The sequence below is a fragment of the Streptomyces swartbergensis genome (genome assembly GCF_002148965.1).
Taxonomy (GTDB): domain Bacteria; phylum Actinomycetota; class Actinomycetes; order Streptomycetales; family Streptomycetaceae; genus Streptomyces; species Streptomyces swartbergensis.
Genome location: NZ_NGFN01000256.1, coordinates 1 through 12,956 on the forward strand (window position 1 = coordinate 1; position 12,956 = coordinate 12,956).

A 12,956-nucleotide genomic window follows, 5' to 3' on the forward strand; every position below is an offset into this window, starting at 1 on the left:
GCCGCCGCCATCAGGGATGCGGCCGARTTTCTTGACGTCTATGTGGAGCAGTTCGCCGGGCCGGGCCCGTTCGTAGCGGCGTACTGGTTCGCCGGTGGCCCGGTCGCAGGCTGCCAGGGCGGGCAGGTGGTGCCGGACGAGGATGCGGTGGGCGGTGGAGGCGGCGATGTTGCAGCGGGCGGCCAGCCGCAGCGGCCCGATGCGATGTTCGCGTCGCAGGCGCACGACCTGCTCCTCAACGGCGTCCGGGGTGCGGCGGGGCTGGTGGTGTGGGCGGCTGGAGCGGTCCTGCATCCCGGCGGACCCGTGCTTGCGGTAGCGGCCTGCCCAGCGTGCTGCGGTGGTGTGGCTGACCTGGAAGCGTTCCGCGGCCCGCCGTAGCGGCCAGCCGTCGTCGACGACACACCGGGCCAGACGCAGCCGGCCGGTCGCGGTCAGCGGGGCGTTACGGTGGAACAACGAGGGCCTCCTGGGAGCCGGTTGTAGATGTCGCAATCCACACCGAACCCGGAGGCCCTCACCTCTTTCAAGGACCACTCAAGGCGTGTCGCCTGTCACCAACGTCCCGGGACAGCACACCTAGGCCCTCCAGAGGCGACAGCGGCCGGCCGAGGAAGTCGGCGAGCTCGCCCTCCGCCGCGTTCAGTACGACCTTCAGCAGCTGCTTGTCCTGGATGATCAGCCCGGGGTCCGCGAGCCGTGTGGGCAGCCAGCCGTCGAAGCCGTGCCGCGACCGGTTGACGTACCGCCCGGAGACGAACGGCAGCGCCCGCAGCAGCGCTGCCAGCAGCCGGTTGGACGGCAGTGTCCTGGGGCGCGGCCGGTACTCGCAGCGCTCCAGCCGCTCGAAGTAGGCGCGCATTGACGCGCTGCTCCAGGAGTCATCGCCGGTCGCGCGGGCGATCCGGTCCCAGTCCGCGTTGTACGGGTAGACGGTGATCAGCGCGTGGTGGGCCGAGCAGCCGCCGATCGCCCCGGCCCGCGGGTAGAGGATTCCCTTGCCGGGGACGGCCTTGGTGTCGCGCTGGTGCTGTTCCTCGTCCGCGTAGTGGCGCACGAAGTAGTCCCAGCGCTGTACGGGGTCCTCGGTGGCGTCGGGGTGGAAGGCGGGCACCAGGTAGTTGTCGTTGTCGTGTTCGCCGCCCGCGTCGAGGAGCAGGACCCGCATGCCGGCCTCGGCGAGGCGGGCGGCGAGCGGTCCGCCGCCGGCCCCCGCCCCCACCACGACGTAGTCGAACCCTTCCGCGTCGGTCGCCTTCACGTCTTCTCCTGGTCGACGGTCAGGGCAGTGACGGCCAGGGCGGTGTTGACGGCGGAGATCAGGGTGGTCAGGGCAGCGGTGCGGGGCGCCAGATGGCCGCGCAGCCCAAGCATGGCCGCAGTCACCGTGTCGCTGCCATGGATGAGCACACCCTCCCGCAGGTTCTGAGTGAGGCGCTCGCCGCGGCTCGTCAGCAGGTCGAGGCCGAGCAGGACCGTGCGGATGCCGAAGAGCCGGAAGGCGTAGACGGCGGCGGGGTTGGGCTCGGAGTCCCGGTCGAGTCTTTGGATGAGGAGCGTGGGGGCGAGCAGACCGGCGGCCCCGTTGAAGAGCCGGATGCCGGCCAGCCCGAGAACCGCCGCCGAACGAATTCCGGCAACACGCTTTCCTGTCATGGTGTCCTCCTTGAAAGGGACTGCGGGGCGGCGCAGCTCACCCAGGTAGTTGTCCCTGCCGGACGCGTCTCGACCCCGGCCACCCGCGAGAACCACCCGCTCGGCCCTCGGAGCGGCAACGCGAAGTTACGTCGCTACGGGTGGTTCATTCGGGTGGTCCGTTCCCGAGGCGATCAGGTCCGGCCGAGCCGACGCGCACTGCTGCCGGTGGTTTGTTGACGGTGGGGCTGTGCCGGAGCAGGCCGTGAGTGAAGGCGTCAACTACGGCCTGGGGAGTCCGAATAAGCGGTTCGTGAGTTGATGCCCGCTCCAAGTGATGCTTGGGGCAGGTGTGCCGGCTCCCGGTGCCGGCTACTGCTGCCTGGCGAAGGTGCCGGTGTCGGCTTCGGTGAGGATGCCGAGTTTGACCAGGCGCTCCAGCTTGGCCGGGGTGCTTTTGACCGTCTTCGGCAGCACTTCGTGGCCCGGCTTCCTCGTTGAGCGTGCTGCGGAGCGCGGGATGACGTCGCTCGCCCTGACCGACCGGACACCGTCGCCGTCGCCCCACATTCGCCGCTGGTCCCCAGCAGGGGCCGACCTCCGCAGGACGCACCGCAAGATCCCCGTTCGTCGTACTGTGCCTTGTGAAGCGTGACGCGCTCGGCGATGGAAGCTGTCAGGTGACGCGGGAAGAGCGGTGGGAGAGGGTGGGACGGGGGCCCAGGAAGCGGCCGGAGGCGGAGAACGCGGCTGCGCTGAAGCCCTCTTCTCGCAGTTCGACCGCGGGGAACTCCTTGCAGGCGGTGTGCGGCTGGGCCGTGGACTCGCCGAACCGGCAGGCGACGCCGGTGAGCCTGATCGTGATGAAGTCCGCGATCTGCGCTCCGAACTCGATGGGCCTCCCACCGATGGTGATGTCCCCGACGGCAAAGCCCTTGTCCGCGGGCACCGCGTAGACGGCGCGGACACGGTTCTCCGAGTCGCCTCTCAAGTACGTCCAGTATGCCTTTGGATCGGAGCCGTCCGGCGTCTCCCAGCCGTCCGTGGACAGGTCGTCGAAGTACAGGCCCACTGGGTCGGCGAGGGTGATGTCGGCCTTCTGGCGGGCCAGGGCGTTGACTCCCGCGCCGATGTGCGGATCGCTGTTGCGCTCCGCGGCACCGTACTTGCTGCAGGCGATGAGCTCCTGCTGGGTGGTCAGTTCCTCGCCGTTGATGACGCGCCGGATGGTGGCTGCCGCGGCCAGTTCGATTTCCGCGCCCAAGGTGTTGTTCGGCTGAATCAGGTGCATGGCGCCGTGGCTCGTGGAGTTGTTCCACTTATTGCGGGGCTGGTATCGACCGCTGGGCGAGAACAGATCCTCCTTGCGTACGTCCGGACTGATGAACTTTTGATAGAGCTCGACTGTCTTGTCCGGGTTCGTCTGCGCCAGGATCTCCCAGTACTCGGGGCCTTCACAGGTGAACGTGACCTTGTTGATCTTTCCTGAGTCGTCGCGGGAGACGCTCCACTCGCAGTACTCGTCCTGAACGTCACGGCTGGCATCGGCGCGCTGCCAGCGCTGGAGGTCGGAAATGGAGGTGATCTTGATGATGCGGGGGAACGCGGTCCATCGGATGGGGGCGTGCTGGAGGTCCGGGGCCGTGTCCGTGGTGGTCAGGTTGTAGAACTGCGGTCTCGGGCTGTCGTTCAGCACCTGGTGCGGATCGGGACCTTGAATGGCCTCGTCGACCGTGTCGGAGATGAACGTGTTCCAGGCCTTGCGGCCGAACTCGTCCAGATCGTCGAGATTGCCGGGAGGCCCGTAGGCATCCAGTTTGGCCATGGCGTTCTCCTTGTACGTGAGGGCGGAGCAGGAACCAAGTGGTCGGCAGCGCCGCTGGAGGTGATGTCGGCGAGACCGGTGAGGGGCCGGCCGCGTCAGGTCAGCTCCGCGACAGTGGCGTCCTCACGCATCGCCAGCAGCGGGGCGTCAGGGGGGATATTGGTGACCGGCAGGGTGAGTTCGAACTCGTTGAGCTTCATGTGGCGGAACTGCCGACGGCGCGACTCGGCCAGGCGGACATAGTCGTCGAAGCCGGATTCGGTGCGGATGCGCTCGGTGACCCCGCGCAGATAGGCGTCCACCCGTTGTCCGAACACTGTCCGCCAGGCGTCGTCGGGTACCTGCCAGTGCTCGGCGAAGCGGCCCTCTGGGCTGTCGGCCGACAGGGTGCCCGCGGCGTCCAAGATGGCTTGGGCGACTTTGCCGCACAACTCCACCGCGTTGGTCGGCGTGATCGGCACATACCGCATGAGGTGGCTGCGGGCAGGGCTGAAGACCGGGTTGGGGAAGTCCACCATCAGCACACAGGCTGCGAACTTGGCCGGGACAAGCCCGTTGCGGACCATCTGCCGAACCACCTCGTTGTCCTCGTGGGCGGCCTCGGGCACCACGAAGGCGAAGAACGTGTCGCCTGGCTGCGAGAACCCGCTGAACTTCTCCTCCAGCCGGAAGTCGAACCGGGTCACGCTGGCCAGGTATCGGGCGGCCGGCGCTCTGGGCGGGGCGGCCTGTGTGGACAGGCGAAGGTCGTCGAACAGGACATCCTGGTTCAGCCAGAAGCCCGTGGGCAGCGTCAGGTCGGGACTGTCCGCCGTGATGTTGCTGCTCTGTCTGTCGGTGCTGGTGAGGTTGACCGTGGTGCTGGTGAACAGATGGCGCAGCAGCCGATCGGGGTGGTCCACAACGCCGTTCGCGGTGACAGCGGCCAGGCGGGCCGCTGTCCACCGGGTGATGAGGGACCTGACTGTCAGTTCCAGCTGCTGGGCTCCGATGACCTGCTGGAACAGCTGGTCATGGTGCAGCGGGTCATCCTCGGCGAGCCGGATCGTGGCCCGCTCGGACTGCCAGTTGATCCAGGGAATCCTCAGCTCCTTCATCACGGCGCTGCCGTTGACGTGGCTGTCGAAGCAGCCCTTGCCACGCGAGTCGGGTTCCAGCGCGTCCCAGGAGTTGCCCGCCCAGACCCAGCTGGATTCGAACCGAGCATAGAAGTTGAAGACCCTCGCTTCGGGATCCCAACCCGCGACCTGAAGGAATCCCTCCTGGGGGTCGCCACCAGCCTGGGTGCTGACCAGAAGGTCAACCTGACTGCCTCTCACGGCAGTGGTGATCGCGAACCGCATGTCGCGCTCGCCGATGGCATCCGCCGAGACCTGCCCGGCCTCGCTGACCAGATACACCTTCCGTGAGGCGGCGGCCGTCGCGGGAAGTCGGGACAGCAGGTCCTGCACAGTGGTGGGAAATACGCCGACGCGGAAGAACTCCACCGCCATCGGGTCTCCCAGCGACGTCAGTTCCTCATCGCTCACGGGCCACGCCCGGTCATCCCTGCCGCTGATCCTGCGGTACAGCCGCCCGGGTTCCAGCGCGGTGGAGCCGGGTCCGCAGCCGTCGACGGCGAGGCCATCGTCCAACGCGGGGTGGCCGGATGTCTCGTCCAAGGCACCCGCGTCGCGGGCGGCGCCAACTTCCTCGACGGCAGTCGTTCTCGTCCAGGCGGTCGCACGACGCAGCTGCGTGTGGTCGGGCATGGCCACTCCGCTCCCAAAAAATGAGCATTTATCAGACTACACTGCATATCAACGTATAAACTGATACCCGGTCGCGAGATCTTGTTTCAGCCGCGGTCGCGGATCCACCCTGATGGCCCACCTGCCTCAGCGCCTCTGTTCTTCGGAGTTCTGATCACATTCCTCAGGTCTGGCCCGCCCTTGCCCTCGTGGTGACGAGCCAAAGTGATGTACAGCGGGCGAGGGTACCTCGATGACGGCGTTCGGGCAGTCGGCCAGGACGTCGGTGAGCGCGGGCTGTTCGGCTGGGTCGAAGTCAGTTGCCACCGTGCCTTGATGGCGACCCAGGCGGTGGCGTACGTGCAACGGTAGCCAGCGGCAGGCGGTTGCCAAGTTGTCGAGTCCTGGTCGGCCTTGGAGCGGTTGATGGGCTGCGGCGATTTCGCGAGCCCCCACCTTTGACGTGATCACCAGCTTGCCCAGCACGGACCCCACCCTGGGTGCTGAATTCCTGGCCTCCACCGGCGGCGACATGACCGTCTTCGGCACCGCCGACCGCCTCACCGGCTTCGGGGTGTTGCACCCATGCCGGGCGACTCCGGCAAGATCAGTGGGAAACCTGCGGCGCCGGAAGAGAGGCAACAGACGGCTCCAAGGGGTCTACTACGCCTCCGCGTTGGTCAGCATCCAGTATGGCGAGGAATCCGCCGGTTCAACGAACGCAAACGCGCAGAAGGACCAGCTCCACATCCAAGCCGTCGTCGCTCTCGCGGCTTGACAGATGGCATTTGGAAGGCTTTGGCCATGTCACGGTGATTGCGGTAGCCGAAGGGGCACGATCAGCCGTTGGCCCGGTGCGCCGCCCGTGTGAACGGAATGGTCAAATGCAGAAACGAGGCAGCCCCGCCGCTTGAGGTGCGACGGGGCTCGACTATCTGCAGACGACCACAGACAGGTCAGTTGAAGAACAGAGAGATCGGCAGGTGCCTACCCGTATGCCTCCAGGAGAGCACGTCTTCAACAGCCCGGGCTCTGTTTCCAGGCGATGCCGGGATTCGCTGTCGCGCCCTACAGGAAGTACATCAGCCAGATCTGCCCGTCCGGGCCGAAGGAGAACTCGACCTCTCCTGCTCCTTGTGCAGGCTCGAGATTGACGAAGTTGACGACTTCTTCCATGGTCGAGAAGGAGAGCGCGTGCCAGGTTTTCACATCGGACCTGAGCGCGCTCTTGAGCGTCTTGGCATCAGCGGTGGTGACGGTCATAGAACGTCCTTTCCAGGAAAGGTCTGGGGGCTTCGCTTATGAGTATCAGCCGTAAACATGCTCTTTGCGACTTCGCCTCCTCCAAACGGCTGGCTGTGCTTGTCCATCCAAGGAGCTACCTGGGGCGCCTGCTTCGTGGTCTCGAGTTGGACTCCTGAGATCGGGGGAGAGGCTCCGGGGAGCCTCAATGCACGCGGCGCACCGGGCCTAGCCGTAGCTGCCTGCCGTACTGGGCGCCGGCCAAGGATGCCGACGCACAAGCGAGACCAGTTCCATGTCGGCCGTCCCGAGCATGGCGCGGGCCAGGCCACAGCGCGACTGCTCCGACGGAGTCAACTACCAGGCCCTCGGCGTCAGTGCTTCAGCGCATACATGCAGGGTCCACTGATTGAGCCGACAAGTATGCCGCCCGCTGGGTGCTGGCGGTGTGCCCGGTCACGGTGGTGCGGGTCCTGACCGTGCCGCCGCGCTCATTCGACGCGCCGCCGTCGGGGATGGACGCTCGCCGAGCAGGTCGAGGGTCTGACCACAGCCCCAGCCTGTCGAGGGTTGCCGCACGGCGAGGGTCGGCCGACGGCCCGTTATGCAGGTGCAGTGCGTCCTGGCGATGCGGTCTCGGACTCGACACGTGTCTCATTTCTGTCGCGGGGGGATGGCGGATCGGCGAAGGTGGAGGGAGCAGTGCCGGTTGCGAGCTGAGAGTAGGCGGTGGACATGTCGGTCCGTGTCATTGTCAAGCTTGCCCAGGACAGGGACTGGTCAGCTGTCGCCGATGGGCTGGAGGCGGTAGGAGCCGAGGGGGTGCAGGCTCCGCGTGAGTCGCTGCCCGACCGGGCGGTGGCGCTGTTTCCGGATGAGATCGGCGTCTCGGAAGCCGTGGAGAGCGCTCGTGGCGTCGAGGGTGTCGCTGAGGCCGAACCCGATGTGATGCGCTACACCAATGGTCCGGGCATGTGAAGTGCGGCTCGGGGCGGGATCGGCGCAACCGGTGGAGGCTGCCCGCCGAGCGGTCCGGCGCGTCGGCGGGCAGTTGAAGGTGGTGGTGTGGTTCCGGGGGCGGCGCTCAGACCAGGGCGAGCGCCGAATCGGCGTCGAGGAGGCCGAAACCGAAATCGTCGTTGGGCACTGGGTCGTTGGGGCGTCGGCGCAGTGGCTTTGCGGTGGTGCGAAGGATCTGGCGGACGTCCCGGGCGCTCAGCCCGGGACCGAGAGAGAGCAGCAGAGCCGCGACTCCGGCCACGTGTGGGCAGGCCATCGAGGTGCCGTCCGATGGGGAGAACGTGTCGTCCAGGAAAGTGCTGAGGATGTTGACCCCGGGCGCCGACACATCGATGTGTGGACCGGTGTTCGAGAAGGTCGCCTTGCGGTCCAGCGGGTCGGTGGCACCCACGGCGATGACGTCGTCGAAGGCCGCCGGGAAGCTCTGCGTCCGCCGGCCGGCGTTGCCCATCGCAGCCACGACGACCACGTCATGGTCGATGGCGTGCGCGATGGCATCACGCTCGACCTCGGTCGCTTGAGGGCCGCCGAGGCTGAGATTGAGCACCCGGGCACCATGGTCGACCGCCCACCGGATGCCTGCCGCAATGTCGGCCGCGCTGCCGACGCCGCTGACGAGGTTGTCGCTGAGCCGACGGATACGGGCGAGCACCCGTACGGGCATCAGGCGGCACTCCCACGTCACACCGGTCACTCCCTCACGATTGTTGGAGCGGCAGGCGATGGTTCCGGCGACGTGCGTGCCGTGCCCGACCTCGTCCTGCGGGAAATCGTCGACTCCCAGGAAGTCGCCCTCGAAGACCCAGCCCGGCCTCGCGATCGGATTTGGTCCAAGATCGACGAAGTCCTTTCCTTGTTTCAGGAGCGGCGCCAGCTCGGGATGGTTCAGGTCGACTCCGGTGTCGATGATGGCGACGGCGACGGAGCCGCTGCCCCTGCTCCGCTCCCATGCCTCGGGACACTTGATCCTCTTCAGTCCCCATTGCTGTGCGAAGAGCGGGTCGTTGGGAATCACGGATGCCTGCTCCCGCCAGCGGTTGGGCTCGGCGACAGAGACTTCCTCCAGGGCGTTGAGGCGCTGGACGGCACGGGAGACGTCCTGTGCCGGGTCGAAGCGAACGCGGTAGGCGGCACTGAGTTCGGTCTGCTCCGCGACGGCCGCGATCCCTGCGGGGATGGGCGCAGGTGGTGGGTGCAACCGGGTCACGGACCGGACTCCGATGTCCGTGAAGACTTGGTCAAGCGGTTCGACGCCCAGATGGGTGGCCGCGGCGAACGCCCCGCGCACAGGACCGGTCGGCACAGCTACAGAGATCCCTTTCGCCGCCTCCGGTTGCACCTTGATGAGCACTTCGCCGGGTACCTGGTTGTCCTGATTCGGAGCGAAAACGCTTGAGCGCTCGTCGGGAGCTTCCGTATCCGTGTACTGGTGCTTGTCGGGCATGGTGCCTCCTTCAAGGGGAAAGCGCTTGAAGTCGAGGTAGCCCCCTATGACCACTATCACCCGATTGGCTCCATGGCGCACTCCCGTCACTGCTTTCGCAGCGACTACCACCTCGGCGCGCTGGGGCGGTGCTCATGTGCTTGTTCCTCGTGCCTGTTCAACCCGCCACCGCTCGCTCGCGCACAGTGGCCAGCGAGCGAGCTGATGTTACGCGTAGAGGACGAAGTGGCTCACGGCGGCCTCGCATCCCGCACGGCCTACTCCCGTGAGGCCCCCGGGCCCGCCCGTCCGCGGTCTCCCCACCCAGCCGTCCGTGGTCTGCGGGGCGCTGAGCGCGAGCGCAAGCAACGCCGCCGAGATCTCCCGGATGACCTGTCCGGCGCCGCTGGACGCTGGTTGGCGTAGTCGTCGCTTGTCCCCGAGGTGGGTACAGAGCGTATGCCGCCTCAACCCGGTAGTTGACATCGCGTACCGCGCGTGCGCCGTTGTCCATCTGCTCCGCCAGTTCGAGCGCGATCTTTAGGTCGCGTTCGGGAATGAACTCGCCGATGCCCGTCGTCCGGCCGACTCCGCACCGCGTCGAGATCGGGGCTGCGGAAATTGTCGCTTGGCGTAGTGGGCCGATTCCGGTCGGATCCCCAGTTACGCAGGATCACCACCGCACCGTGGAGGTCGACCATCCACCGGATCTGCGGGTCGCTGTCTGAAACCACGTCAACGTGCCCTGACTAGCTAGTCAGCCACTCCACGCAGCTGGGGGGATCTCACGGCATGCGCTGCCTAGATACGTGTGCTACGACTTGGAAATACGCTGTGCGACACGAAGCATGGGAGACCAACATGGCAGACGCAGCTTTCGCCAAGCTTTTGTTTCTGGAGGCGAAAAGGATTCAGGACCCGGATGGTGCGGACGAGGTCCTGGTCGGTAGAGGTGACGGCGGTACCTTTGAAAAGGTGCGAATGCGAGAAGGGGACGTGTTTGATTTCGACGAGCGGTTCGTGCCGTTCGTCAACCAAGCGCCGATTGACGTTGTTCTGCACGAAGTGAATGAGGTAACTGACCAGGTCAGCTTCATTGGAGGAGCGAAGATCATCCCCTCCGAGGTAGGCCTTGGAGAACGAACGCAGGCAATCGGCGCGCTGTCTTTGTCACTGTACGAGCTGACATACAAAGTCCTCTGACGACCCACCATCCGCCATTGGCCCTTTGCCATCCTCAGTTTGAGCAGGCCTGAGCAGGCCGGACGCAGGTGAGTACGGCTGGACGAGTTTTGTGATCCGGGGGGAGCAGCGCAGCTTGTCTGGTGTCGGCGGCGGTAGGGGTGCGGACCGTGCCCTTGGCACCTTGGTCGGCCGTATCGGCCCAGCAGGGGTTGCCGGCTACGGCCAGCGCGTCGATGATGCCGTGTTCCCGGGCCGCGCGAACAGTCGTGGACGGCTCCGGGAAGGGTTGGCGGTGTCCGCAGCAACCGACCGAATGGATCGGCGATGACCTGCACATTCATGCCATGCTTCTTACGTTTCCCGGAGTGGAAGGGCCGGTCGCCTGCGACGCGGACGATCGGCAGGAGCGTGGCGTCGAGCAGGATGAACGCCTTCATCGAAGCAGTGCGGGCCGCCTCGGTGAGGGCAGGGGCGAGCTCGGCGCGTGGTCGATGCCGGTGCTTGAGCCCCCGTGGTGTTGGTTCTCTGCGAGGCATAGTCAAGATTCAGCGCGGTTTCCCGCACGAGAATGTGACGATTAGCCAATTGGGTAGCGACGGCGTGGGGCTGGCGGCGCCGGCACTGACCATGAGGCTGTTTCGCGTTCGTGACCATGGCGGGGTCTCCATGGTCGGAAAGCTGGTCGAATCCCGCGGGTTTCCTGACAAGTTACTGTAGAGGTTCGGGGCAAGGCCACAGGGGGATTAGAGCGGGAGTCCACCAGGAGCAACAGCCGCCCGGAGCTCGCCACCCCTGGACGGGACCCGAGGAAATGCATGGCCCACGAGACGGACGTATCCTGAAATCGGCTCGGGGAACACGCTGCGAGGCGGCAGGTCATGCTGGAAGTTGAACGTGATACATTCTCTGGCCATGCCCAATCCCCGATGGGCCTTGTCGCGAGACCAAGAGGGGAAGCTGACAGACCGCCTCAAGTCGGATACGAACCAACTGTCACCCGTTTTTCCCCTGATAAGCCCTTGAGGCTGGGCCATCGCGGATTCATCGCGCGTACGGTGAAGTCCGACGACGACGCTTGGGATGGCAATCGACCTCCGGGATGGGTCTGTGGCCCACTGACTTTTTGAAGCACCGGCCAGCCGCAGGGGCATCGACGGCGAGCGGCTCTTGGTCGCCGCGGGGAGCCTTCCCTCCTGCCACACATGCGGGAGGACCCGTATCCTCCGGGCCCTTCGTCATTCGACGAGCCCGCCGACCCGGAACCCGGGGTGACGTGGCATCGCCCTTGCCGCGGCACTGTCTACGCAACTAACGCAGACCGGTTCAACAGGGCAAGAACCGTCGAGAAGAACAACAGCTTCTGCATCGCGGCGAACCACGTTGCGAACATCCGCCATGCCGGACCGGGGTGCAGCCGGGGAAAGCTGGCCGCTTCCGTGACGGTCGACGATCTTCGGGGCGGCCTCTACGTCAGTCCGCGCTTCTACCGGGCCACCCCTTCAGGATCGACGCACGCCGACAGGAGACGGGAATCCAAATGACTGATGTAGTCAACTATCGAAGCAACGCGATCGTTGAGCTCATGCACGTGCCCGCCGAGGAGCACGATGAGCGTTGGCTGCAGCAGGCGCTGCAGCAGGCCATCATGCTGGAGCTTGCCACGCTTCCCCCCTACTTGTGCGGCCTTTGGTCGATCGAGGAATCGGACCAGAACTCGGAAGTCTTTCAAATGCTCCACGCGATCATCTTCGATGAGATGTCGCACATGGGTCTGGCCTGCAACATGCTCACCACCATTGGAGGGGAACCGCACATCGCTGACGAAGGCGTCGTCCCGAAGTATCCAGGCCCACTCCCCGGTGGTGTGCAGCCCGAGTTGTCGGTTTCGCTCATGCAGTTGAGCAAGCAGTCGCTCGACATGTACTCCCGCATCGAGAGGCCCGACGACCCCGTGGTTGAGGACGTGGAAGTGCACACGTCCATCGGCGCCTTCTACACGGCGATCCTCGAAGCCTTCCGCTCACGACCGGAGTTGATCAAGGGTACGCGGCAGCTCACCAAGAACATGTCGTCGTCCCACGGCGAGGGGAACGACATCGTCGCTCTCAACTCACTCGATGTTGTCGAGGCGGCCGTGAAGATTATCAAGGAGCAAGGTGAGGGCACTGCCGCGTCGCCAGACAACCCCTTCCCCGGCGAGACCGGAGAACTGGCCCACTTCTACTCGTTCCGGGAGTTCTTCCATGGACGTAGGCTGATCCGTGTGTCGGACGAACCGCCACGGTTCGACTTCCAGGGTGACGAGATTCCCCTGCCCCGGATCTTCCCCATGGGCACGGTTCCGGCGGGCGGTTGGGCTCAAGGCGGGGTACCGGTGTCCAGTGACGTGCTCACGGAGCTCGACACCTTCAACCGCCACTACAGCTCAATGCTCCGGTTCCTGGAGCGTGCCTGGAAGGCGGAGCAGCCGAGCACAGCCACGCAGATGCTGAGCAAAGCGATCGTGCAGATGGTGCAGTTGCAGGAACCCGCTCAGAACCTCATGCGAACGCCATTGCCCGACGGGACCGGCAAGACCTACGGGCCGGAATTCCGATACCTTCCGGACGAGCCGTGAGGTGACACAGCGCGCCGGCGCCGCAGCACCGTCAGGTGCCGTGGGTGCTTCGCCGGATGCCGGCGGAAACAGGGACGTGCGCGGAGATGTTCACGGCGGTCTGGGCGTCGGCGGGGACGTCGGCATCAAGGGCCGACGGGTCGATGGCTCCGGCAGGCCCTTCGTGGACTCCGTCGCTCGGAACACCTTCGCTGCCTGGATCGAGCAGCCATTCGACGTGCCCCCGCCGACCCGTCGGCCCACGTCAACACCGACTCCGCCGATCCCGAGTTCCCACCC

Annotated in this window: 11 protein-coding genes and 1 pseudogene; 4 read left to right on the top strand and 8 right to left on the bottom strand. The window is 65.9% G+C overall.

From position 1 onward, the window contains the following. The 5 genes from CA983_RS31125 to CA983_RS31150 form a co-directional block, all read right to left on the bottom strand. A partial coding sequence (locus CA983_RS31125; protein WP_167407506.1) for a helix-turn-helix domain-containing protein occupies nt 1-459 on the bottom strand: 459 nt, incomplete at its 3' end. A 67-nt stretch (nt 460-526) separates the two neighbouring features. Beyond that, nucleotides 527-1,261, bottom strand: a complete 735-nt coding sequence (locus tag CA983_RS31130; RefSeq protein WP_086604153.1) for a GMC family oxidoreductase — start codon at nt 1,259-1,261, stop codon at nt 527-529. Then, nucleotides 1,258-1,656, bottom strand: a complete 399-nt coding sequence (locus CA983_RS31135) for a hypothetical protein (RefSeq protein WP_086604154.1) — start codon at nt 1,654-1,656, stop codon at nt 1,258-1,260. Before CA983_RS31135 ends, CA983_RS31130 begins: the two co-directional genes overlap by 4 nt. A gap of 655 nt (nt 1,657-2,311) precedes the next feature. Next, nucleotides 2,312-3,460 (bottom strand): hypothetical protein, encoded by a 1,149-nt coding sequence (locus CA983_RS31145; RefSeq protein WP_086604156.1) that lies wholly within the window; start codon nt 3,458-3,460, stop codon nt 2,312-2,314. Nucleotides 3,461-3,555: 95 nt separating this feature from the next. Continuing rightward, entirely contained in the window at nt 3,556-5,211 is a 1,656-nt protein-coding gene (locus CA983_RS31150) for a hypothetical protein (protein WP_086604157.1), read from the bottom strand. A gap of 442 nt (nt 5,212-5,653) precedes the next feature. On the opposite strand from CA983_RS31150, the gene CA983_RS31160 reads away from it, so the two are divergent. Then, nucleotides 5,654-5,968 carry a transposase gene (locus CA983_RS31160; protein WP_158101911.1) on the top strand — a complete coding sequence of 105 codons (315 nt, stop codon included), beginning with the start codon at nt 5,654-5,656 and terminating at the stop codon, nt 5,966-5,968. Between the two features lie 290 nt (nt 5,969-6,258). On the opposite strand, the gene CA983_RS31165 is transcribed toward CA983_RS31160, so the two are convergent. Beyond that, nucleotides 6,259-6,453: a hypothetical protein gene (locus CA983_RS31165; RefSeq protein ID WP_086604159.1), complete on the bottom strand. Its 195-nt coding sequence runs from the start codon at nt 6,451-6,453 to the stop codon at nt 6,259-6,261. Nucleotides 6,454-7,167: 714 nt separating this feature from the next. Here CA983_RS31165 and CA983_RS31170 point away from each other — a divergent pair. Next, a complete protein-coding gene (locus tag CA983_RS31170; RefSeq protein WP_143645593.1) occupies nt 7,168-7,410 on the top strand; it encodes a hypothetical protein in 243 nt (80 codons plus the stop codon). Nucleotides 7,411-7,516: 106 nt separating this feature from the next. Here CA983_RS31170 and CA983_RS31175 read toward each other — a convergent pair whose 3' ends face one another. Then, nucleotides 7,517-8,896 carry a peptidase S8 gene (locus tag CA983_RS31175; protein ID WP_086604161.1) on the bottom strand — a complete coding sequence of 460 codons (1,380 nt, stop codon included), beginning with the start codon at nt 8,894-8,896 and terminating at the stop codon, nt 7,517-7,519. A gap of 840 nt (nt 8,897-9,736) precedes the next feature. Here CA983_RS31175 and CA983_RS31180 point away from each other — a divergent pair. Next, nucleotides 9,737-10,078, top strand: coding sequence for a hypothetical protein (locus tag CA983_RS31180; protein WP_086604162.1), 342 nt, complete (start codon nt 9,737-9,739; stop codon nt 10,076-10,078). Between the two features lie 136 nt (nt 10,079-10,214). Here the strand turns inward: CA983_RS31180 and CA983_RS31185 are convergent. After that, nucleotides 10,215-10,542, bottom strand: a pseudogene (locus CA983_RS31185) (transposase family protein); the annotation flags it as partial. A 1,055-nt stretch (nt 10,543-11,597) separates the two neighbouring features. On the opposite strand from CA983_RS31185, the gene CA983_RS31190 reads away from it, so the two are divergent. Next, the gene (locus CA983_RS31190; RefSeq protein ID WP_086604163.1) at nt 11,598-12,677 is read left to right on the top strand and encodes a ferritin-like domain-containing protein; all 1,080 of its coding nucleotides are present in this window, start codon (nt 11,598-11,600) and stop codon (nt 12,675-12,677) included. Nucleotides 12,678-12,956 lie beyond the last annotated feature (279 nt).